Raw genomic sequence first — 22,877 nt, forward strand, 5'->3', positions numbered from 1 at the left:
GTCGGCTCCGGTCACCGGGGAACGGGGACGGACGCGAGGGCGCTGTCGAGGACGGCGGCGATGCTGACGCCCTCGAGCTCGGCCTCCGGACGGAGGGCGAGACGGTGAGCGAGGGTGGCGTGCGCGAGGGCCTTGACGTCGTCGGGCGTGACGAACCACCGACCGTTGAGCCAGGCCCAGGCCCGGCTCGTGGCCAGCAGCGCCGTGGCACCGCGCGGGCTGACGCCGAGCGAGATCGACGGCGAGGTGCGCGTGGCGCGGGCGATGTCGACGATGTAGCCGGCGATCTCGGGCGAGACCTCCACGCGGCGCACGGCCTCGGCGCCGGCCTCGAGGTCGGCCCGGCCCGCGACGGCGCGGATGCCGGCCGTCGACAGGTCGCGAGGGTCGAACCCCGACGCGTGCCGCCGGAGCACGGCCACCTCGTCCTCGCGGGGCGGCAGCGGCAGCGTCACCTTGAGCAGGAACCGGTCCAGCTGCGCCTCGGGCAGCGGGTAGGTGCCCTCGTACTCGACGGGGTTCTGCGTGGCGGCGACGAGGAAGGGCGTCGGCAGCGGGCGCGGGCGGCCCTCGACGCTGACCTGCCGCTCCTCCATCGCCTCGAGCATCGCCGACTGGGTCTTCGGCGGCGTCCGGTTGATCTCGTCCGCGAGGAGCAGGTTGGTGAAGACCGGGCCCTCGCGGAAGGTGAAGTCGGACGTGCGCGGGTCGAGCACGAGCGAGCCGGTGACGTCGCCGGGCATGAGGTCGGGCGTGAACTGGACCCGCTTGGTGGTCAGGTCGAGGGCGGCGGCGAGCGACCGGACGAGGAGCGTCTTGGCGACGCCGGGCACGCCCTCGAGGAGCAGGTGGCCGCGGGCGAGGAGCGCCACGATGGCGGCGCTGACCGCCGCGTCCTGGCCGACGACGGCCTTGGCGACCTCGGCCCGGACCGCGTTGAGGGCGTGGCGCGCCGCGTCGGACGCGTCGTCGGACGGGTCGCGCGAGGGCGGCGTGGCGTCGTGGTTCGGGTCGGGCACGCGAGTGGCGTCCGGGGCCGCGCTGGCGGGGACGTCGGCGGTGCCGGGGGCCTCGGCGGTCTGGGGTTCGGGGGTCTGGCTCATGCGTTTCGCACGCTCTCCTCGAGGTCGGCCAGCCGCTGCGCGAGCAGCAGCAGGTCGCGGTCGGTGGTCGGGTCGGGCCCGTCGAGCAGCTGCTCGACGTCGGGGCGGGGGGTGCCGGACGCCCGGGCGACGGCGTCGACGAGGGCGGTGCCGGGCGTGGAGCGCGGCAGGCCGAGACGGTCGGCGAGCCGGGTGCGGGTGCCGACGCGCAGGGCACGCGCGGCGAGCGGCCGGTCGGCGGCGCGGTGGTAGAGCCGGCCGCGGGCCTCGGTGGTCTCGGCGGCGCGGACGACGACGGGCAGGGGCTCGACGACGAGGCGGCCGAGCCGACGTCCGCGGGCCAGCGCGAAGGCGATGACGGCAGCCGCGAGGAGCCAGGCGGCGGGGCCGAGCCAGTCGGGCACGCCGCGGCCGGGGTCGGCGACCTGCTCACCGGACGGGTCGGCGGCGTCGAGGTCGGACAGGCCCGGCACGTACCAGAGCAGGTGTGCGGTGGGCCCGAACGCGCGGAGGGTCAGGGCGCCGTGGGAGGCGTCGAGCACCTGGCCGTTGCTCACCGCCCGCTTGGAGCCGAGGACGACGGTCTCGGGCGACGCCCCCTCGCGGGGCAGCACGACCAGGGCCCCGGAGCGCTCGCCGTCCGCGGTGTCCGAGCCGTCGGTGGCGCCGGGGAAGCACAGCGTCGCGCCGGCGGCCGTGCGCGGCGACGCGCCCGACCCGCTCGACCCGCTCGACTCGCTCGGGGCGTCCGGGCCCTCGAGCAGGCCGTAGCTGCTCCAGGCCGCGGTGAGCCGGTCGGTGGGGTCGGCGACGTCGGACGTGCAGCCGGCCGTGCGCGGCGTGGCTCCGCTGTCGACGACCGTGAGCGGCAGGCCGAGGTCGTCGAGCTCGACGTCGTCGGGCTCGACGAGGACGAACCGGCGGGTCTGCTCGACCGCGAGGGTCAGGCGCTGCGCGGCGCCCCGGCCGAGGTAGCTGGCGTCGGTCAGCACGACGGTCCAGTCGGCCCGGTCGTCGGAGGCGTCGAGGGTCCGCTCCAGGTCGTCGACGCTTCGGACGACCGACACGTCGACGCCCTGCCGGCGCAGCACCTCGGCGACGGCGCGGGCGCCACCGTGGCCGGTGTCGTCGGGGTCGAGGGGCAGGCCGGAGGCGCGCGGCCCGGTGACGAAGGTGACGAGCAGGCCGATCGCGACGGCCGCGACCACCGCGAGCACGACGAGGCGGACAACGGTCCGCCGCCGGCTGCGCGGCGCGCGCGGCGGCACCGTCGTGTTCCAGGCGGCCATTGCCGGGGCCGCGACGCCTGTGGGCGCCTGGGTGGGGGACGGCGTGGAGACGCCGGTCGTGGCGGGCGCCTCGCTCGACGGGGTGCTCACCGGACCCCACCGCCCACGGTGGCGACGGCGCTCGCGGCGAGCACGGGACGCGTCGCCCGCAGGCGGGCGTCCAGGTCGAGCACGTCACGCGCGTCGGCGGCGTCGACGGGGACCCGGCCGTAGACGACGCGGTCGAACAGGTCGGCGGAGCCCCGGACGGCCCGGGCCTCGCCCGGGAAGACCGCGGCGAGCGCGGCCCCGATCTCGTGGGCCGTGCGGCCCGGCACGTCGTCGAGCAGGGTGCGTTCGGCGGCCGACGCGGCGACCGCGCGGAACGCGTCGGCCGTGGCGGTGGCGGCGTCGCCGCGGTCGAGAGCGGCCTCGGCCCGGATGCGGTAGTCGGCGGCGGTGAGGTGCGGCTCGTCGAGGACACCGCCGGCCGCGCCGGTGCGCGACGCCGTGGGAGAGCGCCGCACCGCGACGAGCAGGATCGTGACGACGACCAGTGCCAGCACGACGAGCACCACCGGCAGCGCCCAGCCGGGTGCCGAGGCGTGGCCGCCGACGCCCGACAGCTGCTGGTCGAGCCAGTCGGTGAACCGGTCGAGCCAGCTGCGGTCGTCGGCGTAGGCCGGCGACGCGAGCTCGCCGGCCAGCCACGCGCGCGCCTCCTCGACGGAGGGGTCGAGCGGCGGGCTCGTGGGCAGCAGCGCGGCGAGGGTCACGGGACCTGCGCGTCGCGGCCCTGCTGCGACTGCTGGAGCAGCGCGACGTCGAGGCCCTCGTAGCGGATGCGCTGGTCGACGTAGAGCAGCGAGTCGACCCCCGCCGTGAACGGCGTCGTGAGGACGCTCTGGACGAGGACGCTGCCGGCCTGCAGCAGCACGAGCACCCAGGCGGTGCTCGTCGGCGAGTCGGTGGTGAGGTAGCCGACGAGGAAGCCGATCGGGGTCGTGATGACCGAGCCGGCGATGGCGACGATGATCCCGGTGAGCAGCCGGATGCCGAAGATGCGCCAGAAGCCCCGCCGGCGGGTGAGCGTCCACGACCGTCGCAGGGCGAGGGTGGGTCCGGCGCCCTCGAGCACGACGATCGTCATGGCGAAGCCCCACCGCACGCCGAACAGGATCGCGAGGGCGATGAACCCGGCGACGGCGAGGAACGTGATGAAGGCGGCGGTGCCCCCGCCGCCGTCGCCGGCGCCGACCCAGAAGGCGACGACGATCCCGACGAGCACGCCCACCACGACGGTGGCGGCCAGCCCGACGAGCAGGACGACGCCGAGGGCCGGCAGGATGCGCCCCCGGGCGGCGCGCACCGTCTCGCCGATCCCGATGCGCCGGCCCTGCACACCCTGGCCGATGACGACGGCCATGAAGAGCGGCAGCAGCAGCGTCGTGACGTACATGGCGAGCTGGGGGACGAACGCGGCGAAGGTGGCGCCGAGCGCCGCCGCGGTGCCGCGTGACTCGGCGGAGTAGACGTCGAGGGCGGGGTCGAACGAGTCGAAGCTCGCCGCCTGGGCGCTGAGGGTGGAGGCGAGCCAGACGCCGAGGAGGGTCAGGGGCACGAGGACGACCGTGGTCGTGACGAGCGCCAGCCCGATGGTGGCTCCCGGGTTGCCCCGGACCGCCGTCATGACGCCGCTCCAGATCTCGCCGAGGGACAGCGGCCGGAGCGGGATGATGCCGGGCTTGGGGGCCAGCTGCGGAGGGACCCACCCCGGGGGCTGGACCGGTGCGGGGCGTCCCGGGCCGGACGCCTGCGGCAATGGGCTGCTCGAGGGCGGCGGGTAGGCAGACGGGACCGGCGGCGGGCCGACGGTGCCACCGGGCGGCGGGTAGGCGGCCGCGCCGGGCGGCGGGTAGGCGGCCGCTGCCGGTGGAGGTGATGCGGGCGATCCCGGTGCCGGGGGGCCCGGGGCGTCGGACGGCGTCGGGTGCGACCCTGACGTCGGCTGCTCGCCCCACCACGCCGGCGACGGGTAGGCGGCACCCGGCGTGCCGGACGCGCCGGACTCGCCGGACGAATCGGCCGTGCCGGCCGTGTCGCCGGTGGTGTCGCCGGTGGTGTCGCCGGTCGGGTCGCCGGGCGGCGTCGACGCCCCCGGAGCGCTCCACCCCTGTTGGTCGCTCACTGTCTCCGAACCTCCCTGTCGGTCCGCGGCAATGTACCCCGACGGAGGGCCCTGCCGTGGTGGGAGATCCACAATCGTCACGAGTCCGTGTCCGGCCTCGGCGGCGGGACGGCACGACCGGTGGACGACGCACCGGCCCGCGACCCGTGGTGGGTCACGGGCCGGTCCCCGAAGAGAGCGCGCCTCAGCGCTTGAAGCGGGTCACCGATCCGTCCGCGAGGACCTGTCCCGTCTCGAAGTCGACGTTCCCCAGCTGGCCGACGTAGAGGTAGCCGCCGTGCACCTCGACCGACACCGCGCCCGGGAAGGAACGGGCGGGGCTGACCGTACCGCCCGAGATCTTCGAGATCCCGGCGCCGAAGAGCTCGGCCACGTAGACCGTGCCGTCGTCGGCGACCGCGAGGTTCGTGGCGCCGGCGAAGCCGCCGGCGACGCGCGTGGCGGCACCGGTGCTCGGGTTGATCCGGTACACCGCACCGCGGGCTCCGAGGCTCGGGTCCTCGGGGCCACCGGGCAGGACCGACACCCAGACCATCCCGTGGTTGTCGACCTCGACGTCGGTCGGCACCGGCTCGAAGGCATAGGTGACGCCGACGAGGCAGTCGAGGGAGCCTGCGGGAGCGCCCATGCTCGCCGCGAGTCCGTCGACCATCGCCTGGGTCAGCGTGACCGGCTGTGCCGGAAGGACGCTCAGCGTCGACACGTGGCCCTGGGCGTCGACGCGCAGGACGGCGTTGGCGCCGGCGTCGGCGACGAGCCAGCCCGAGCCGGACCGCGCCACCGAGTAGGGGTGGCTGTCGACGATGCCGTGGTAGGTCGCGGGGCCGCCGGTGAGGCCACCGAGGATCGCCTCCGCGCACGGGTTGCCACCGGCGACGATGCCGTAGGTGGACGACCCGTCCGGGTTGTGGGCCAGCTCGTAGCCGCTGATGTCGGCCGAGACGTCCGGCCGGCCCTTCGTGCGGACCGTGAGGCCCGTCGAGCTGTGGTCGTTGTTGGACCACGTCCACGCCATCGACCGGCCGTCGGCCGACAGGTCGATGCCGGAGACGTCCATGCCCGGCATCGACACGACCGTGCCCCCGCCGATCTGCGAGACCGTGCCGCTGTACCCGTCAGCGACGTAGACCTTCTGCTGGTTGACGGCCACGTTGAACGGCAGCACGGCCGAGCCCAGGTTCCGCTCCCAGTTGCGGCTCGCGCCGGACGCGGCCGGTGTTCCGGCGAGACCGGCGACGGTCACCGCGCACGCGACGACGGCGGCGGTGCGCAGGCGGACGTTGATCCCCATGTGAATCCCCTCGTTCAGTCGTAGGAAGGCGTCCCCCGAGCCCCCGCCGCCTCCCGCGGCGTCCTCGACGTCGTGCCTCGACGGTAGGGGAGCGGACTAGTCACCGCCGCCGATTCGCGACCATGCGCAGAAAGTCGTCCGATGCGCCCGGCTTTGTCACGGGTCGAGGAGTTGCCTTGCGCTGCATGACTTTTCGCGAGATGTCCAGTGTGCCCCGGCTCAGCGCGGCTGGGCGACGGAGCGGCTGCGCCCCCGGAACTCCGCGACGACGGCACCGTCCGCCTCCCGCGTGACCGTGACGTCGGTGAGGCCGCTGCGGCCGTACGCGGTGCGCACCTGCGCGTCGGCGACCAGCACGTCGCCGAGGCGTCCGGGCGTCGTGAAGGTGACGTCGGCGCCGGCCGCGACGGTGAGGGCGCCACGGGAGTTGCAGGCGAGGGCGAACGCGGAGTCGGCGAGGGTGAAGATGAACCCGCCGTGGCAGATGTCGTGGCCGTTGACCATGTCCTCGCGCACCGGCATCCGCACGACCGCGTGGTCGCGCTCGAGCACGACGGCGTCCATGCCGAGCCGCCGCGAGGCCTCGTCGTCGGACCACATCCGGCGGGCGAACGCGACACCGTCCGCGACGCCCTCCACGACGTCGTCACCGATGCCCGACGCGTCACCGACGCCCGACGCGTCCAGCGCGCCGGACGCGTCCGCGGGCGTCACGCGAGGCTCCCGTCGGTCAGCGCGGGGCTCGGCCGGTACCGGCCGCCGGGGAACGCGGCGTCGAGCTCGGCGACCTGCCGGGCCACGACGTCGAACCCGATCTCGCGGCCCCACGCGATCGGCCCCTTGGGGTAGCGCATGCCCAGGCGCATCGCGACGTCGACGTCGTCGGCGCTCGCCTCGCCGCGGTGCACGAGGTCGACAGCCTCGTTGACGAGCATCGCGAGCGTCCGGGCCAGGGGGTCGGTCTCGAGGGGACCGCCGACGAGCCGCTCGGCGAGCTCGAGGTCGGGCTCGGCGTCGGTCGGGGCCCCGTCGGTGCCGTAGGTGTAGACGCCGGCGCCGGTCTTGCGGCCGAGGCGACCGGCCTCGACGAGCCGGCGCTGGAGGTCGGTGGGGGTGTAGCGCTCGTCGCGGCCGGTCTGCTCCCACACCGATGTGCCGACCGCGAGGTTGACGTCCTGGCCGATGAAGTCGGTCAGCTCGAGCGGACCCATCGGGAAGCCGCCCTTCTCGCGGAGGATCCAGTCGACGGTCGCGGCGTCGGCGACCCCGGCCTCGACGATGCGCTGGGCCTCCCCGTAGAACGGCCGCGCCACGCGGTTGACGATGAACCCCGGTGTCGACGAGCAGCGCACGGGCGTCTTGCCCCACGCCTCCATGAGCGTCGTGGCGTGCTCGACGTAGGCGCGCGAGGTGGCCGTGCCGTGCACGACCTCGACGAGCCGCATGACCGGCGGCGGGTTGAAGAAGTGCAGGCCGAGCACGCGCTCGGGGTCGGTGACGTCGCGGGCGATGTCGTCGATGTCGATGCTGCTCGTGTTCGTCGCGAGGACGGTGGTCGAGGGCTGGTGCTCGGCGAGTGCGGCGAAGAGGTCGCGCTTGAGCTCGAGGCTCTCGGGGGCGGCCTCGATGACGAGCGCACACTCGGGCAGGCCGTCGATGCCGTCGCGCGCGGTGATGCGGGCCAGCGCCGCGGACGCGTGCGACTCCTCCACCCGGCCCTTCGCGACGAGCCGCTCGAGCGCGGCGCCGATCTTCTCGCGGGACGACGCGGCGCCGCCCGGCACGACGTCGACGAGGACCACCTCGTGCCCGGCGACGGCGGCCACCTGGGCGATGCCGGCCCCCATCGCGCCGGCGCCGATGACGGCGACCCGGCCGAAGGAGCTCGTCGGGGCGTCCTCGGGGCTGTCGGTCCGGGTGCTCGTGTCGAGGTCGGGGTCCATGCCTCCATCCTGCCCACACCGCTCGGGCGGCGGGACCTTGGGCTGTGGCGGTCCCGGTGGCGTTCGGCGAGCCTGAAGGTGTGGCACGCCCCCGTCCGAGCCGGATCCTGTTCGTGGGCACCCTCACCCTCGCGGTGCTCGCGGGATGCGGCGCGCCGGGCGCGACCACCCCGGCCGCATCACCCGGCTCCCCGACGACCGCCACGGTCGCGCCCACGACGCCGGGCACACCCTCGGCCGGCCCCGACGCGTCGCGCGGCCGGCCGACGGCCTCGCCCCGGCCGACGCCCTCGACGACGCCCTCGACGACGCCTGCGCCGGTGCCGGCCCTGCGGGTCGGCCGGGCGGCGTGGGTGGCGGTGTCGGTCGCCACGCTGTGGCGCTCACCGTCCGCGCCCCGGCCCGTCGACCTGCCCGCCCTGCAGGCGCCGGCGCGAGTCCGCACGTGGCTCGCGGCGATGACCCTGTCCGACCGCCGCGGCCTGAGCGGCCGTGCCGACACCCAGGCGCTGCTCGGCGAGCGGGTCGTCATCACCGCGCGGCGCGGCACCTGGGCGGCGGTCGTCGTGCCCGACCAGCCCTCGCCCCTCGACGCGCGCGGCTACCCGGGCTGGGTGCCGGCGGCGCAGCTGAGCGCGGTCGCGCCGCGGTCCACGGTCCGTGAGGCGACGGTCACCGCGAGCACCGCGTGGCTGAGGGAGGACTCGGCGGCGGCCGACCGCGTCGTCGAGGTCAGCTTCGGCACCCGCCTGCCCAGCCTGGGTGTCACAGGCGCGTGGGTGCGGGTGGCCCTGCCGGGCGGCCGGGTGCTGCGCGCGCGTGCGGCCGACGTGTCGGTCGTCGCCGTCGGAGCGTCCGCCCTGCCGACGACGGGCGCCGCACGCGTCGCGTCGGCCGAGCAGTTCGTCGGGCTGCCCTACCTGTGGGCGGGCACGTCGGGCTTCGGCTTCGACTGCTCGGGGCTGACGCACCTCGTGCTGCGGGTGCACGGCGTGCGGATCCCGCGCGACGCCGGCCCGCAGTCGCGGTCGGGTCGTGGTGTCGAAACGGGAGCGCTGCGCCCCGGTGACCTGCTCTTCTACGCGGCGGCGGACTCGGTGCACCACGTGACGATGTACGCCGGTGCCGGTCTCGTCGTGCACGCTCCGCACACCGGTGCGGTGGTCGAGGTCGTGCCCGCCTCGACGCCGCCCCTCGCCGCCGAGTTCACCGTCGCGCGGCGCTACTAGCATCGAGGGCGTGACCGCACCGGCAACGACGCCCGCCACCCACCCGCTGCTCGACCGCCACGCCGGCGTCCTCGACGAGATCCGTCAGGCGCTGGCCGGCCGCTCCTACTACTCGCGCTACCCCGAGTCGCCGAGCCCCCGCGTCTACGGCGAGGACGCCGCCAAGCAGGGCCTCGCCGCCCACGAGGCGCACCTCGGCGCCCCGTTCGACGCGCTCGCGAGCCAGCCGACCGACGGCACGTCCGTCGGCAGCGAGGTGTCGCCGTACGGCCCGGCCCTCGGCGTCACCTACCCGTCGCTCGACCTCGAGGCCGGTCTCGGCGCGGCGCGGGCGGCCATGGTGGCCTGGCGCGACGCGGGGCCGCAGGTCCGCGCGGCCGTGTGCGTCGAGATCGTCGACCGCATCAACGCGCGCTCCTTCGAGATCGCCAACGCGGTCATGCACACGTCGGGCCAGCCGTTCGTCATGTCGTTCCAGGCCGGTGGCCCACACGCCCAGGACCGCGCCGTCGAGGCGGTCGCGGCCGGGCTCGTCGAGCAGGAGCGCGTGCCGGCGTCGGTCGTCTGGGAGAAGCCGGGCAAGGACCGCGAGGGCAACCCCGCGCCGCTGCGGATGCAGAAGGACTACCGCATCGTGCCGCGGGGCGTGGCCCTCGTCATCGGCTGCAACACCTTCCCGACGTGGAACGCCTACCCGGGCATCTTCGCCTCGCTCGTCACCGGCAACGCCGTCGTCGTCAAGCCGCACCCGCGCGCCGTGCTGCCGCTCGCGATCTCCGTGGCGATCGCCCGCGAGGTGCTCGCCGAGGCGGGCTTCGACCCGGCGCTCGTGCAGCTCGCGCCCGAGGCCGACGGACAGGGCCTGGCCAAGGTGCTCGCCGAGCGTCCCGAGGTCGCGATCATCGACTACACCGGCGGCCCGACGTTCGGTGCCTGGCTCGAGGAGCACGGCGCCGCCGCCGGCAAGCTCGTCTACACCGAGAAGGCCGGCCTCAACACCGTCGTCGTCGACTCCACCGACAACCTGCGCGGCACGCTCGGCAACCTCGCCTTCAGCCTGACGCTCTACTCCGGCCAGATGTGCACGGCCCCGCAGAACCTCTACGTGCCCGCCGGCGGCGTCGACACCGACGAGGGCCACCTGTCCTTCGAGGAGTTCGGCGAGAAGCTCGCCGGCGCCGTGTCGCGCCTCACTGGCGACGACGCCAAGGCCGTCGAGCTGCTCGGCGCCACCGTCAACGACCAGGTGCGCACCAACGCCGACTCGCTCGACGACCTCGCCGGCGACGCCGAGGGACGCGTCGTGCTCGAGTCGCGACGCGTCGTGCACCCCGCGTGGCCCGACGCCGTCGTGCGCGCCCCCGGGCTCGTCGCCGTCGACGTCGCCCGCGAGGACGTCTACACGCAGGAGTGCTTCGGGCCGGTCGGCTTCCTCATCCGCACCGCCTCGACCGAGCAGTCGCTGGCCCAGCTCGCCGACACCGTCCGCGAGCACGGCGCCATGACCGCCGCGGTCTACTCGACGTCCGAGGACGTGCTCGACCGCGCCCGCGATGCCGCGGCCGAGGGCGGCGTCGCGCTGTCGGAGAACCTCACCGGTCAGGTGTTCGTCAACCAGACCGCCGCGTTCTCCGACTTCCACGGCACCGGGGCCAACCCGGCCGCCAACGCCGCGTACACCGACGCCGCGTTCGTCGCGAACCGCTTCCGCGTCATCACCTCGCGCAGGCACGTGTGACCGCTGACGAGGGCGTGCGACGCCCCGACGCGCCGGGCGCGTCGGGCGCGTCGGTGGCGGCGTCCCCGGGTGCGCTCGACGACCGGGCTGCCTTGCAGCGCAGGGTGGTCCGCACCCTCGTGGGATCGCAGGTGCTCGGCGGCGTCGGCATGGCGTGCGGCATCGCCGTCGGTGCCCTCATCGCCGAGGACCTCAGCGGCACGGAGGCCCTCGCCGGGGTCGGCACCACCTCGCAGGTGCTCGGCACGGCGCTGCTCACCATCCCGGTCGCCCGCGCCACGGCGGCCCGGGGCCGACGCGTCGGGCTGCGGCTCGGCCTGTCCGTGGCGTTCGTCGGCGCGGCCCTCGTGCTCGTCGCCGCGGTGCTCCGCTCGTTCCCGCTCTTCGTCGTCGGCATGTTCCTCTTCGGCGGCGGCACGACGGCCAACAACCAGACGCGCTACGCCGCCGCCGACCTCGCCGAGCCCGCGCGTCGTGGCCGTGACCTGTCGATCGTCGTGTGGGCCACGACGATCGGGTCGGTCGCCGGACCCAACCTCGTCGGCCCGGGCAAGCAGGTCGCGCACGCGCTCGGGCTGCCCGAGCTCGCCGGCGTCTTCACGTTCTCGCTCGTCGGGTTCGTCCTGGCCTGGCTCGTCGTCGACCGCTTCCTGCGGCCCGACCCGTTGCTCACCGCCCGTCGTCTCGACGCCGAGGCCCGGGTCGCGGACACCGCGTCCCGAGGCGTGGACGCCCCCGCGGCGGGTGCCGCAGCAACGGCCGACCCGGCCGCCGCGTCGGTGGCCGACGTGCCGAACCACGACGGCTCGATGCGCCGCGGCCTGGCCGTCGTGCGGGCCAGGCCCCGCGCACTGCAGGGCATGCTCGTCATGGCGCTCGGGCACCTCGTCATGGTCAGCGTCATGGTCATGACGCCGATCCACATGAAGCACGGGCACGCCGAGCTCGAGGTGATCGGTTTCGTCATCTCGGTGCACATCCTCGGCATGTTCGCGCTGTCGCCGCTCGTCGGGATGGCCGTGGACCGGTGGGGGAGCCAGTGGGTCGCCACGACCGGCGGTGCGGTGCTCATGGTCGCGGCAGTGCTCGCGTCGTGGACCGAGGCCGGGTGGTCGGGCCTGCTGCTCGTCGCGCTCTTCCTCCTCGGCGTCGGCTGGTCGTGCACCCTCGTGTCCGGCTCGACGCTGCTCACGGCGGCGGTCTCCACCGACGAGCGCCCCGCGACGCAGGGGCTGGCCGACGTCGTCATGGGCCTGGCCGGTGCGCTCGGCGGCGTGGCGGCCGGCGTCGTCGTCGGGTCGCTCGGCTACGGCGCGCTGGCGTCGGGATCGGCCGTCGTCGGGGCTGTCGTCCTCGTGCTCGGCGCCGCGGCGGTCGTGCGCTCCGGACGCCCGACGCCCGCCTCCGCCTGATCCACAGCGGGAGCGAGGGTCAGGCGAGGAGCGTCAGGACGAAGCCGAGCAGGGGGACCGTGCCCTGGGTCAGGGCGGCGCGCAGGTAGCCCGGGCCGGTGGTCGTGAGGACCACGGCGGCGGCGACCATGGAACCGGTGCAGAAGAGCATCAGCGTCGTGCCGGCCGCCTCGTGCCCGAGGGCCAGCAGCACGATGCCGAGGCCGGCGCCGAGCCCGAGGAACAGGTTGTAGAAGCCCTGGTTGTAGGCCATCGGGCGGGTGGTGTCGGCGGCGGCCTGGTCGGCGACCCCGAACCGGCGCCACACCTCGGGCCGGGTCCAGCCGACCGACTCCATCCAGAAGATGTACACGTGCAGCAGGGCCGCCAGGCCCACGACGACGCTCGCGACGACGCTCATGTCCGCAGCGTAGGCCCGCGGGTGGCTCGGGGCCCGGTAGGCGCTCAGGCCGTGACGCGCAGGGTCGAGGTGCGGTCGGGGCGGACGAGTACCTCGATGCGGTCGGCCACCCGCGACTTCAGCTCGGTCACGTGGCTGATGATGCCGACGGTCCGCCCTCCCTCGCGCAGCCCCTCGAGGGTGTGCATGACGTCGTCGAGGACGTCCGGGTCGAGGGTGCCGAAGCCCTCGTCGACGAAGAGCGTGCCGAGGTCGACGCCGCCGGACTCGGCCCGCACGACCTCGGCGAGGGCCAGGGCGAGGGCGAGGGACACGTAGAAGGTCTCGCCGCCCGACAGCGTGCCGACCTCGCGGACCTGGTTGGTGTGCATGTCGTGGACGCGCACGCCGAGGCCCGACTTGGCGTTGCCCTTCTTGGCGTCGGTGTGCTCGAGCGTGTACCGGCCGCCGGAGAACCGGGCGAGCTCGGTGTTGGCCGCCGACAGCACCTCGGTGAACCGCCGGATGAGGACGTACTTGGCGAGGTCGAGGTTGAGCTGGTTGTCGCCGTTGCCCGCGACGAGCAGGCCGACCCGGACGGCGTCGGCGGTCTCGGCGATGACGGCGGCGTTGGCCTCCAGGGCGGCCGTGATGTGGCCGACGCGCTGCTTGGTGCGGGCGACCTGGCCGCGGAGGGCGCCGTGGTCGCGGGCGGCCTCCTCCATCTCCTTCTTCGCGGTCTTCTCGAGGGCGACCATCGGCTCGAGGTCGTCGAAGAGCGCCCCGAGCTGGACGTCGGCCAGCTCGGGACCGGACAGCCCGGCCTTGACCCGCGTGCACGCGGTCTCGAAGTCGGCGATCTCCTTCTCCCGGGCCGTGATCCACTCCATCGGGCGGTCGGCCGCGAAGAACTGTGCGACGTCGGTGAACCCGGCTGCGAGCAGGTCGGCGTCGCGGGCGGCCTCGTCCTCGGCGACGCTGGCGCGCGCGACGTCGCGGGCCCCGAGGGCGTCGACGAGGGCGTCGACGCGGGCGGCCTCGCCGCCGAGCGCCTCGCGCCGTGCGCCGACGCTCGGGTGGCCGTCGCGGGCCAGCTCGACCTGCGCGGTCTCGGTGTCGACGCGCTCGGCGAGCTGCTCGACGCCGTGCTCGGTCCGCGCGACCTCGGCGGTGAGCGCGGTGGACGCGTCGGTGAGCTCGGCCTGGCGTGCCCGCAGGGCGGTGAGGCGCTCGGTGCTCCGGGCGACGTCGTCGCGGGCCGCGAGCGACGCGGCGAGGTCGCCGGCGGCCTGCTCGGCGGCCGCGCGGGCGGCGTCGAGGCCGAGACCGCCTGCTGCGGCGGCGAGCTCACGGACCTCGGCCCGCACCCCGGCCAGCGCGTCGGCCCGCGCGGCAGCCGCCTCGCGCAGGACGGTCACCGCATCCTCCTGGGCGCTGACCTGCTCGGCAGTGACGGCGTCGGCGGTCGGTCGGGCGGGCACCGGGTGCTCGACGGAGCCGCACACCGGGCACGGCTCGCCCTCGCGGAGCGCGAGCCCCAGCTCGCCGGCGATGTCGTCGATGCGGGCCCGCCGCAGGTGCGCGAGGTCGGTCTCGCCGGACCGCAGCGCCTCCAGGGCAGCGGTGGCGGCGGCCTCGGCGGCGGGCACCCGCGCGAGGGCGGCGTCGTGCGCCGTGGCGGACTCGAGGCGGCGACGGGCCGACTCGGCGGCCTGCGCCCGCACGTCGAGCAGCGACACGAGGTCGCGGGCGGCGGCGAGGGCGCGCTCGTGCTGCTCGAGGGTGGCCGGCAGCCCGGCGAGCTCGGCGCCCAGCGCGTCGAGACGGCGCCGGGCGGCGGTGAGCGACCGACGCGCCTCGTCGAGCCGGTCGCGCCGCGTCGACACCGCCCGTTCGAGCTCGAGGGCCGAGGCGAGCCCGCCGATGACCTCGCGCAGCGACGCGGCGGCCACCCGGAGCTCGGCCACCGAGCCCTCGCGCAGGGTGGGGTCGACCCTGCCGCGCGCTGCGGCCAGCGACGACTCGGCCTGCCTCAGGTGCCCCTCGCTCGTGGCGAGGGTGCGCACGGCGCCGGCCACCGGGCGGGCCTGCCGCGCCAGCGACACGGCCCGGCGCAGCTCGTCGAACTCGACGGCCCGCGCCCCGAGGCTCTCGTCCTGGCGCTGGAGCTCGAGGAGGCGCTCGCGGCGCTGCATCCGCAGGCGCGCGTCGCCGACCATGGAGGCCATCTGCTGGTGCGACTCGATGGCCTCGCGGCTGCGCTTGGCGGCGTGGCGCTCGCGCGTGACGAGGTCGTCGACGACCTCCGCGAGCTCGGCCGCGAGCAGGTCGGGCGCCGACCGGCTCGTCTCGGCGAGGGCGTCGCGGGCGGCGTCGTCGAGCCCGGCCGACACCGCGAAGGCGTGGACGGCGTCGCGGATCTCTGCGACGGCGCCGGCCCGCCGGGCCTGTGCCTCGCGGCCGGCCTCGACGACCTCGTCCTGGACGCGGCGGAAGAACGCCGTGCCGAAGACCTTCTCGAGCAGCTTGCCCTTGTCCTCGGACCGCGCCCGCAGGAACGTCGCGAACTCGCCCTGCGGCAGGATCACGGTCTGCACGAACTGGTCGCGGGTCAGCCCGACGGCGCGGGTGATCTCGTCGTCGCAGTCGCCGAGGTTGCTCGAGAGCAGCTCGCCGCCGAGGAGGTCGTCGGGGGTCTGGACGCGCCACAGCTTGACCGAGGGGTTCTGCACCGTGGTGCCCTCGCCGCGGGTCTTGGGCCGCTCGAAGCGCGGCGTGCGCTGCACCCGGTAGATGCCGCTCTGGGTCTCGAAGACGAGCGTGACGACCGGGACGGTGCGCGGGTCGGCGTGGTGGGAGTGGATGCGCTCGACGTCGGCCGAGGCCTGGGCCACCTTGCCGTAGAGGGCGAAGGTGATGGCGTCGATGATCGTGGACTTGCCCGAGCCGGTGGGGCCCTCGAGGAGGAACAGCCCGGCGCGGCCGACCGCGGCGAAGTCGATGGTCTCGGTGCCGGCGTACGGGCCGATCGCCGTCATGGACAGGTGGTGCAGCTGCACGTCAGCCCACCTCCTGTGCCTCGGCGAGGTGCTGCGCCTTGACGGCCGCCTCGTAGCCGGCGGCGAAGACGTCGACCTCACCGCTGCTCGCCTCGGTCTTGGTGACGTAGGCGATGAAGTCGGAGCCGAGCTCGCGCGGGTCGCGCTCGCTGACGACCGTGGTGCTCGCGCGGGCGCGCTCGACCGTGCCGTCGGGCTCGTGGAAGACCTGGAGGGCGTGCGGGAAGCGGGACTTGACGCGGTCCATCAGGGAGTCGGGTCGGACGCGGTCGGTGACGGTGACGCGCACCCACGCCTCCTCGGCGGACGCGTGCGCGGGCGACTCGAGGAGCTCGTCGAGGGTGCCGCGCAGGGTCGCCATCGGCCGCGGCTGGGCGATCTCGACCGGCGTGACGCGCGCCGGGCCCGACGCGTCGAGGTCGACGAGGAGGGCGACCTTGGTGTGGTCCTGCTCGGAGAAGGAGTACCGCAGCGGCGAGCCGGAGTACCGCACGACCGACCCCTCGGCCGACTCGGGAGCCTGCGGGCCGTGCAGGTGCCCGAGCGCCGCGTAGTCGATCCCGTGGAAGGCCGTGCCGGCGACGCGGTCGACGCCGCCGACCATGATCGAGCGCTCGGAGTCGCTCGGCTCGGCGCCGGCCACGAAGGCGTGCGCGAGGACGACGGACCGCACGCCAGGACGCTCGGCGAGGTCGGCGCGGATACGGTCGCAGGCGGCGCTGACGACTGCCTGGTGCGAGCGCGGCAGCGGCTCGCCGCCACCGGCCAGCGCGACGCGGGCGTGGTCGGGGTCGAGGTAGGGGATGCCGTAGATCGCCGCGCGGACGCCGTCGCTGGCCTCGAGCAGCACCGGCAGGTCGAGCTGCCCGGGGTCGGTGACCATGCGGATGCTGTCGCGGAAAAGGCCCGCGCCGTAGCCGAGCCGGATGGCGGAGTCGTGGTTGCCCGAGGTGACGACGACCGTGGTGACGGCCGAGAGCCGCGAGAGGGTCCACTCGAGCAGCTGCACCGACTCGACGGGCGGCACGCCGCGGTCGTAGACGTCGCCGGCCACGAGCACGGCGTCGACGGGGACGCCGTCGGGAGGGTCCTCGACGAGCTCGCAGAGGCGCTCCAGGACGGCCGTCTGCGCCTCGTGGAGGTTGACGCCGTGGAGCGTCCGCCCGAGGTGCCAGTCGGAGGTGTGGAGCAACCGCATGCCACGACGGTAGGACCCGCCGCCGACACGGCCGAAGCCGACACCCCGTTGTCCCGCAACACCCCGGCGACGCCGCGAGCCCGCCCCCGGCGTCGGGGACGGGCTCACGGTCGAGCAGGTGGCGCGCGACGCGTCGGGCGTCAGTCGCTCTTGACGAAGCTGAGGATCATCGAGACGAACGTGATGATGAGCGAGCCGAGGATGGCGTCCCAGAAGAAGTGCTCGACGTGGAAGGACAGGCTCAGCTTGCCCGAGATCCACGACGTCAGCTGGAGCATCAGGGCGTTGACGATGAAGACGAACAGCCCGAGCGTCAGGATGATGAACGGCAGCGACAGCAGCTTGGCGAGCGGCCGGACGAACGCGTTGATGATGCCGAAGATCAGCGCGACGATGACGACCGTCTTGACGATCTCGCCCGTCGATCCCTCCCCGAACGTGATGCCGGGGATGAGCCACGCGGCGACCCAGAGGGCGACGGCGTTGATGACCGTCTGGAGCGCGAAGTTGATGAGCATGCGCTCAGTGTTCCACGGGTACGTCCGGGATGTGGTGGTCCGTCACCATGCTCGCGAGGGTGTCGCGCCGGGGCTCCACCGGTGCGTCGCCCGGCAGGCCCGGGTGCTCGTCGCCGGGGATCCGCGGCTGGAACATCGAGTTGAGCCGCAGCAGCTCGGGCTCGACCATCTTGAGGTGGCTGATCGCCTCGGCCACCGGGACGCGCTCGATGCGGCCCTGCTGGAGGGCGACCATCTGGCCCCACGCGCCGTCGATCGCGGCCTCGACCGCGGCGACGCCGAACCGCGTGCCGAGCACCCGGTCGAAGGCGACGGGGGAGCCACCGCGCTGGATGTGGCCGAGGGCGGTCATGCGGCTCTCGATGCCGGTGCGGCCCTGGATCTCGCGGGCGAGGATCGAGCCGATGCCACCGAGGATCTGGTGGCCGTACTTGTCCACCTCCGGGGCGGGGATCTCCATCGTGCCCTCCTTGGGCACGGCTCCCTCGGCGACGACGACGATGGTGGCGAAGCGGCCCTTCTTGTGCCGGTGGACGATCCGCTCGCACACCTCGTCGATGTCGAAGGCCTCCTCGGGCGTCAGGATGATCGCCGCGCCGCCGGCCAGGCCCGACCACACGGCGATGTGGCCGACGTGCCGGCCCATGACCTCGACGACGAGGACGCGGTGGTGCGACTCGGCGGTGGTGTGGAGCCGGTCGATGGCGTCGGTGCAGATCTGGACGGCGGTCTGGAAGCCGAACGTCATCTCGGTCAGGGAGATGTCGTTGTCGATGGTCTTCGGGACGCCGATGACGGGGAAGCCGTGCTCGTGCAGCCGGTTGACGACGCCCATCGAGCCCTCGCCGCCGATGCCGATGATGGCGTCGAGGCCGTGCCGGTCGTAGGCCTTGCGGACCCGCTTGAGGCCGTCCTCCTGGGCGAAGGGCTGGTCGCGGCTCGTGCCGAGGATCGTGCCGCCGAGGGGCAGGATGCCGCGGCACCGGTCGACGTCGAGGATCTCGTAGTCGTTGTCCATGACGCCGCGCCATGCGTTGCGGAAGCCGATGACGGTGCTGTCGTAGGTGACCTCCGCGGCGCGGGTGGCGCCGCGGATGACGGCGTTGAGGCCGGGACAGTCTCCGCCCCCGGTGAGGATGCCGATGCGCATGAGCTGGACTTTCGCTGTGTGGGCATGATGAAGGGTGTCGAGGCGGCACTGACGCGACGATGTGAGCCTAGCCACACGCGGGCCACCACGTCAGTGGAGCGTCCAGAGGCCGGGCACCGCGCTGAGACGGGCGCCGGGGTGCACCCTCTAGAGTGCGCCGTATGAGCGACGCCGTCGACCGCAGCGAGAGCACGCCGAGCACGCCGAGCACCGAGCCCACCGACGCCGCGAGCCCGGTGCGCCTGCGCGAGGTGCTCTCGCGGATGCCCGACTACAAGCCGGGCAAGCCCGCGAGCGCGCCGGCCGGCCTCACCGCCTACAAGCTCTCCTCCAACGAGAACCCGTACGGCCCGCTGCCCTCGGTCCTCGCCGCGATCGGCGACGCCGCCACGACGGTCAACCGCTACCCCGACATGGCGGTGACGGCCCTGACGCAGCGGCTCGCGACCGCCCTCGACGTGCCGGCCGAGTGCCTCGCCACCGGGACCGGGTCGGTCGCGGTGCTCGCGCAGGTCGTCAACGCGGCCTGCGACGCCGGCGACGAGGTCGTCTTCGCGTGGCGGTCCTTCGAGGCCTACCCGATCGTGGCCCAGCTGGCCGGCGCCGAGCCGGTCATGGTCGGCCTCGACGCCGGTGCCCGGCACCGCCTCGACGCCATGGCCGCGGCGATCACCGAGCGCACCCGCGTCGTGCTCGTCTGCACCCCGAACAACCCCACCGGCCCGTGCGTGCACGAGAAGGAGCTCGAGGCCTTCCTCGCCAAGGTGCCGAGCGGCGTCATCGTCGTCGTCGACGAGGCCTACGTCGAGTTCGTCCGCGACCCCGACGCCGTCCGCGGCCTCGAGGTGTGGAAGCGCCACCCCAACGTCGTGGTCCTGCGCACCTTCTCCAAGGCGTACGGCCTGGCCGGGCTGCGCGTCGGCTACGCGGTGGCGCACCCGCCGGTCGCGGCCGCCATCCGCAAGACGGCCACGCCCTTCGGCGTCAACTCCCTCGCGCAGGTGGCCGCGATCGCCTCGCTCGACGCCTTCGACGAGCTGGCCGAGCGCGTCGACACCATCGTCGCCGAGCGCGACCGCGTCTCCCGGGCCCTGGCCGACCAGGGCTGGGACCTGCCGCGCAGCGACGCCAACTTCGTGTGGTTCCCGCTGGGCTCCGACTCCACCGCCTTCGCGCGCGCGTGCGAGGAAGCTGGACTCATGGTGCGCCAGTACGGCGACGACGGTGTGCGCGTCACGATCGGCGAGGTGGAGGCCAACAGCCGCCTCGTGGAGGTGGCGCAGCAGTTCGGCCCGCGCTGACAATGGGATCACCGCGCGCCGCCGCGCGGTGATCGGAGGGCGTCATGACGCTGGACCGCGAACGCGTGCCGGCGGCGTCGGCTGCCCTCCTCGCGATCGCGCTCGCCGTGCCCTCGCTGCTCGCCGCGACGTGGCACCTGACGACCGTCGCCAGCGACAGCGGGGCCGCGGTCCTCGAGCAGCGGGAGTGGAGCTGGGGGCGCTCGCAGTCGCTGGGCGCCGGTGGCGCCGTGGTGCAGGACCTCTGGAACCCGTGGGGGCTCGCGGTGCTCGTGGCCCTGCTGGGCCTGACGCTCGTGGCCGTCCTCGCCCACCTGCTGTCCGACGCGCCGTGGGCCCGCGTCGTCGCGCCGGCCTCCGCCGCCCTGCTTCTCGGGCGGCTCGTCACCACGGTCTCGGAGCGGTTGGGCCGCCCCGTCCGTGACGACGTCCACGGGCTCTCGGCGCAGGGCGCCTCGACGCTCGCCGGCACGGCGGAGACCGCCGCTGCCGCCGTGCTCGTCGTGGCCCTGGTGCTGATGGTGGCCGCGCTCGCGGGGGTGCGGGCCTCGGCGCTCGGCGAGGTCGTCCGGCGTCCGGTCGGGTCGGTGCCCGACGCTTCCGGCAGCGCGGCCGCCGAGGTGGTGGCCGACCCCGCAGGCAGCGTGGCCGCCGGGACCGGGTCCGCGCGCGCCGACGACGGCGCGGACCTGTCCGGCGCCGTTGTCGCCGACGCCGAGGCGCCGCCGCCCGACGCTCCGCGCCGCCTGCCCCGCCTCGTGCCCGGACGCGCTCTCGTCGCTGCGCTCGGCGCGGCCGGGGCGCTGCTCGCGGTGCCGCAGCTGTTCTGGCCGACGCACTCCGTCGGCGTCCGGGGCGAGGGCCCCACCGGGGGCTACGACTTCCGCCAGTCGATCTGGAGCTGGGGCCGGTACGCCGACACGACAACGGTCGACGCCGGCCAGTTCGACCTGTCCAACCCGTTCACGCTGACGCTCTTCGCCGCGTCGATCGTGGTGGGCCTCGCCGCGTGCGCGGCCTACGCCCTGCGGGCCGGCGTCGACGGTCGGGTGCTCGGCGCCGCCGGCCTGGGCTGGGCCCTGCTCGGCCTGGGCGCACCGCTTGCCCAGCGCGTCGGCGACACCGTCACCGGCCTCTACGGCGACAACCCGCTCATGGAGGTCGAGACGCACCTGACCGGGTGGCTGCAGTGGGTGTCGGTCGCGTCGCTGCTGGCCGCGTTCGGCCTCGTCGTGGCCCGCCCGGCCGCCTCGACGCTGCGGGTCGCGTGGCCCGGCCTCGTCGCGTGGGTCGTCCGGCTCCGGGACTCGCGCGAGGTCGACGACGCCCCTGCCGACGTCTTCGGCGACGCCTTCGGCGACGCGTCCGGCGCCGCGGGCAGCGACGCGTCGGGCCACCGGCCGGGATCGGTGCCCGGTGCGCCGGCCCCGCGCATCGGCGTCGCGACGCTGCGCGACCTCCCCGCCGGCGACCGCTCGGGCTCCGGGGCGCGCGTCGTCGGGTTCAGCGACGACGGCGACGATGGCGACGACGGCGGCCACGCGGACCACCCGGGCGGCCTGGGCCGGCGACGTCACCCGGACGCGTCATGACGCCGTCGGGAGGTCCGCGCGAGCCGGGAGGGGCGGGGGTCGCGTCGGGGGTCGCGTCGGCGCGGCGGCGACGGCGGCCGCGTCCGGTGCCCGGGCGCGCACCAGCCGGTGCCGTCGCCCTCGTGGGGCTGCTCCTCGCGGCGACGCCGATCGTCTGGCCGACCCGGGCGCTCGTGCTCACGACGGCCGAGGTCGGGGAGTTCCACCGCGTCCTTCGGACCGAGCAGTGGTCGTGGGGGCGCGAGCTCAGCCTCGCCGGGAACGGCGCCACCTACGACGCCGCGACCGGACCCTCCAACGTGGTCGCCCTCGTCACCCTGTGCGTCGTCCTGGCGCTGGCGGTGGCCGGCGTCGTCACGTGGCTCGTCGTGCCCGGTCGCACCGGCGAGGTCGTCGGGGCCGCGGCCACGGCGGCCGGTCTCGCCACCGTCGCGCAGTCGTGGGCGGCACGGGTCGGCGGCACCGACGCGTCCGGGAGCCTGCTGCCCGGCCTGACGACGCAGACGCTGCCCGCGGGCCACCTCGAGTCCGCCGGGGGCGTCCTGCTCGCCGTCGCGCTCCTGCTCGTCCTCAGCCCGCCGCTCGCCCGCGGTGCGGCGAGGGCTGGGCGCGGGGTCCTCGAGCGCGTCGAGCGCGACCGGGCGGCCGAGGGACGCCGCGACGAGGAGAGCCGCGTTGCCACCGACCCGTCCGCGGGGCGCCGTTGACGACCCAGGTGCGTCGGTCACCGGCGCGCCCGGTGTGCCGACGGCGCGCCGACGGGGCGGCGACCGGTCCGGTGACGCGTCGGCGTGGGACAGTGGCGCGGCCATCGGATGCGACGAGGAGGACCGGGTGTCGACACGGGACGGTCACGCGGGCGAGGGCCCGGACGGCGGCAGTGCGGGGGAGCGGCCGCTGCCCGGTCGACGTGGGTTCGCAGCGGCGCTCGTCGCGCTCGGGTCGCTGCTCGTCGTGCCCTCGCTCGTCCTGCCGGCCACGAGGGTGACGTGGAGCCAGGCCGGCTCGTCGGCGCAGCTGCTCTTCGAGCAGTGGGTCGCCGGACGCGTCCGCTGGGCACCCCAAGGGGGCTGGTTCGGGTCGGTGCCCCCGCACGGCGGCGACGCCCCGGACAGCACGGTGGCAGTGGTGCTGCTCGTCGCGTCGGTCGTCGCGGGGGTCGGGGCCGGCGTCCTCTGGTGGTCGGCACGGTCGCGCGGGCGGCTCGGCGCCGCTGCGGCGGTGACCGTCCTCGCCATGTCGCTCTACCTCGGCGGGGTCTCCGCGGGCGCGCGCGAGGTCGCCTTCGGGGCCCTCGGGACCGACGCCGGAGCGCTCCCCGTCGCGACGGTGACGCCGGCCGGCGGGCTGAGCATCCTCGCGCTGGCCGCGTGGTCGGCGGGCCTGACGCTCATGCTGTGGCAGCTGCGCCGCCGACCCTCCCGGGCCGAGCCCGACCGGCGGAGGGGCCGCGACGCGTCGGGCCCGCGGGACTGAGGGCGCAGTCGGGCCCCGGCGTCGGTGGTCGG

19 protein-coding genes are annotated in these 22,877 nt (G+C 75.2%); 7 read left to right on the forward strand and 12 right to left on the reverse strand.

The window, feature by feature from the left end; translation table 11 throughout:
• Positions 1-11: 11 nt before the first annotated feature.
• From BIV28_RS15220 to BIV28_RS15250, 7 genes are all read right to left on the reverse strand, one after another.
• Positions 12-1,103 carry an AAA family ATPase gene (locus BIV28_RS15220; protein ID WP_083707387.1) on the reverse strand — a complete coding sequence of 364 codons (1,092 nt, stop codon included), beginning with the start codon at positions 1,101-1,103 and terminating at the stop codon, positions 12-14.
• Positions 1,100-2,482 (reverse strand): DUF4350 domain-containing protein, encoded by a 1,383-nt coding sequence (locus BIV28_RS15225; RefSeq protein ID WP_076263239.1) that lies wholly within the window; start codon positions 2,480-2,482, stop codon positions 1,100-1,102. The genes BIV28_RS15220 and BIV28_RS15225 overlap by 4 nt, the downstream gene beginning before the upstream one ends.
• On the reverse strand, positions 2,479-3,147 hold the full coding sequence (locus BIV28_RS15230; RefSeq protein ID WP_083707388.1) for a DUF4129 domain-containing protein: 669 nt from the start codon (positions 3,145-3,147) through the stop codon (positions 2,479-2,481). Before BIV28_RS15230 ends, BIV28_RS15225 begins: the two co-directional genes overlap by 4 nt.
• Complete coding sequence (locus BIV28_RS15235) at positions 3,144-4,559, reverse strand: glycerophosphoryl diester phosphodiesterase membrane domain-containing protein (RefSeq protein WP_076263240.1); 1,416 nt, start codon at positions 4,557-4,559, stop codon at positions 3,144-3,146. Before BIV28_RS15235 ends, BIV28_RS15230 begins: the two co-directional genes overlap by 4 nt.
• Positions 4,560-4,743: 184 nt before the next feature.
• Positions 4,744-5,850 (reverse strand): ScyD/ScyE family protein, encoded by a 1,107-nt coding sequence (locus BIV28_RS15240; protein WP_076263242.1) that lies wholly within the window; start codon positions 5,848-5,850, stop codon positions 4,744-4,746.
• A 219-nt stretch (positions 5,851-6,069) separates the two neighbouring features.
• Complete coding sequence (gene paaI, locus BIV28_RS15245) at positions 6,070-6,564, reverse strand: hydroxyphenylacetyl-CoA thioesterase PaaI (RefSeq protein WP_341350231.1); 495 nt, start codon at positions 6,562-6,564, stop codon at positions 6,070-6,072.
• On the reverse strand, positions 6,561-7,793 hold the full coding sequence (locus BIV28_RS15250; protein WP_076263244.1) for a 3-hydroxyacyl-CoA dehydrogenase NAD-binding domain-containing protein: 1,233 nt from the start codon (positions 7,791-7,793) through the stop codon (positions 6,561-6,563). Before BIV28_RS15250 ends, paaI begins: the two co-directional genes overlap by 4 nt.
• Before the next feature lie 80 nt (positions 7,794-7,873).
• Here BIV28_RS15250 and BIV28_RS15255 point away from each other — a divergent pair, with 80 nt between their 5' ends.
• Genes BIV28_RS15255 through BIV28_RS15265 form a run of 3 tightly spaced genes read left to right on the forward strand, consistent with a single transcriptional unit; the run spans position 7,874 to position 12,172 of the window.
• Positions 7,874-9,022, forward strand: coding sequence for a C40 family peptidase (locus BIV28_RS15255; RefSeq protein WP_207556018.1), 1,149 nt, complete (start codon positions 7,874-7,876; stop codon positions 9,020-9,022).
• Between the two features lie 10 nt (positions 9,023-9,032).
• Positions 9,033-10,760: a phenylacetic acid degradation protein PaaN gene (gene paaN / locus BIV28_RS15260; protein WP_076263246.1), complete on the forward strand. Its 1,728-nt coding sequence runs from the start codon at positions 9,033-9,035 to the stop codon at positions 10,758-10,760.
• Complete coding sequence (locus tag BIV28_RS15265) at positions 10,757-12,172, forward strand: MFS transporter (RefSeq protein WP_242653074.1); 1,416 nt, start codon at positions 10,757-10,759, stop codon at positions 12,170-12,172. Before paaN ends, BIV28_RS15265 begins: the two co-directional genes overlap by 4 nt.
• 19 nt (positions 12,173-12,191) lie before the next feature.
• On the opposite strand, the gene BIV28_RS15270 is transcribed toward BIV28_RS15265, so the two are convergent.
• The 5 genes from BIV28_RS15270 to BIV28_RS15290 form a co-directional block, all read right to left on the reverse strand.
• Positions 12,192-12,572, reverse strand: a complete 381-nt coding sequence (locus tag BIV28_RS15270; protein WP_076263248.1) for a DUF1304 domain-containing protein — start codon at positions 12,570-12,572, stop codon at positions 12,192-12,194.
• 44 nt (positions 12,573-12,616) lie between these two features.
• The gene (locus tag BIV28_RS15275) at positions 12,617-15,610 is read right to left on the reverse strand and encodes an AAA family ATPase (RefSeq protein WP_076263249.1); all 2,994 of its coding nucleotides are present in this window, start codon (positions 15,608-15,610) and stop codon (positions 12,617-12,619) included.
• A 1-nt stretch (position 15,611) separates the two neighbouring features.
• Positions 15,612-16,808 (reverse strand): exonuclease SbcCD subunit D, encoded by a 1,197-nt coding sequence (locus BIV28_RS15280; protein WP_076263251.1) that lies wholly within the window; start codon positions 16,806-16,808, stop codon positions 15,612-15,614.
• A gap of 140 nt (positions 16,809-16,948) precedes the next feature.
• Complete coding sequence (locus tag BIV28_RS15285; protein WP_076263253.1) at positions 16,949-17,326, reverse strand: phage holin family protein; 378 nt, start codon at positions 17,324-17,326, stop codon at positions 16,949-16,951.
• A gap of 4 nt (positions 17,327-17,330) precedes the next feature.
• On the reverse strand, positions 17,331-18,476 hold the full coding sequence (locus tag BIV28_RS15290) for a 6-phosphofructokinase (RefSeq protein ID WP_242653075.1): 1,146 nt from the start codon (positions 18,474-18,476) through the stop codon (positions 17,331-17,333).
• A gap of 161 nt (positions 18,477-18,637) precedes the next feature.
• Here BIV28_RS15290 and hisC point away from each other — a divergent pair, with 161 nt between their 5' ends.
• From hisC to BIV28_RS15310, 4 genes are all read left to right on the forward strand, one after another.
• The gene (gene hisC / locus BIV28_RS15295; RefSeq protein ID WP_076263254.1) at positions 18,638-19,777 is read left to right on the forward strand and encodes a histidinol-phosphate transaminase; all 1,140 of its coding nucleotides are present in this window, start codon (positions 18,638-18,640) and stop codon (positions 19,775-19,777) included.
• 44 nt (positions 19,778-19,821) lie between these two features.
• The gene (locus BIV28_RS15300; RefSeq protein ID WP_076263256.1) at positions 19,822-21,369 is read left to right on the forward strand and encodes a hypothetical protein; all 1,548 of its coding nucleotides are present in this window, start codon (positions 19,822-19,824) and stop codon (positions 21,367-21,369) included.
• Positions 21,370-21,491: 122 nt separating this feature from the next.
• Positions 21,492-22,076 carry a hypothetical protein gene (locus tag BIV28_RS15305; protein WP_076263258.1) on the forward strand — a complete coding sequence of 195 codons (585 nt, stop codon included), beginning with the start codon at positions 21,492-21,494 and terminating at the stop codon, positions 22,074-22,076.
• Between the two features lie 127 nt (positions 22,077-22,203).
• Positions 22,204-22,845, forward strand: a complete 642-nt coding sequence (locus BIV28_RS15310; RefSeq protein ID WP_207556019.1) for a hypothetical protein — start codon at positions 22,204-22,206, stop codon at positions 22,843-22,845.
• Positions 22,846-22,877: the final 32 nt, after the last annotated feature.

Source organism: Intrasporangium flavum (assembly GCF_001956915.1).
Lineage (GTDB): Bacteria > Actinomycetota > Actinomycetes > Actinomycetales > Dermatophilaceae > Monashia > Monashia flava.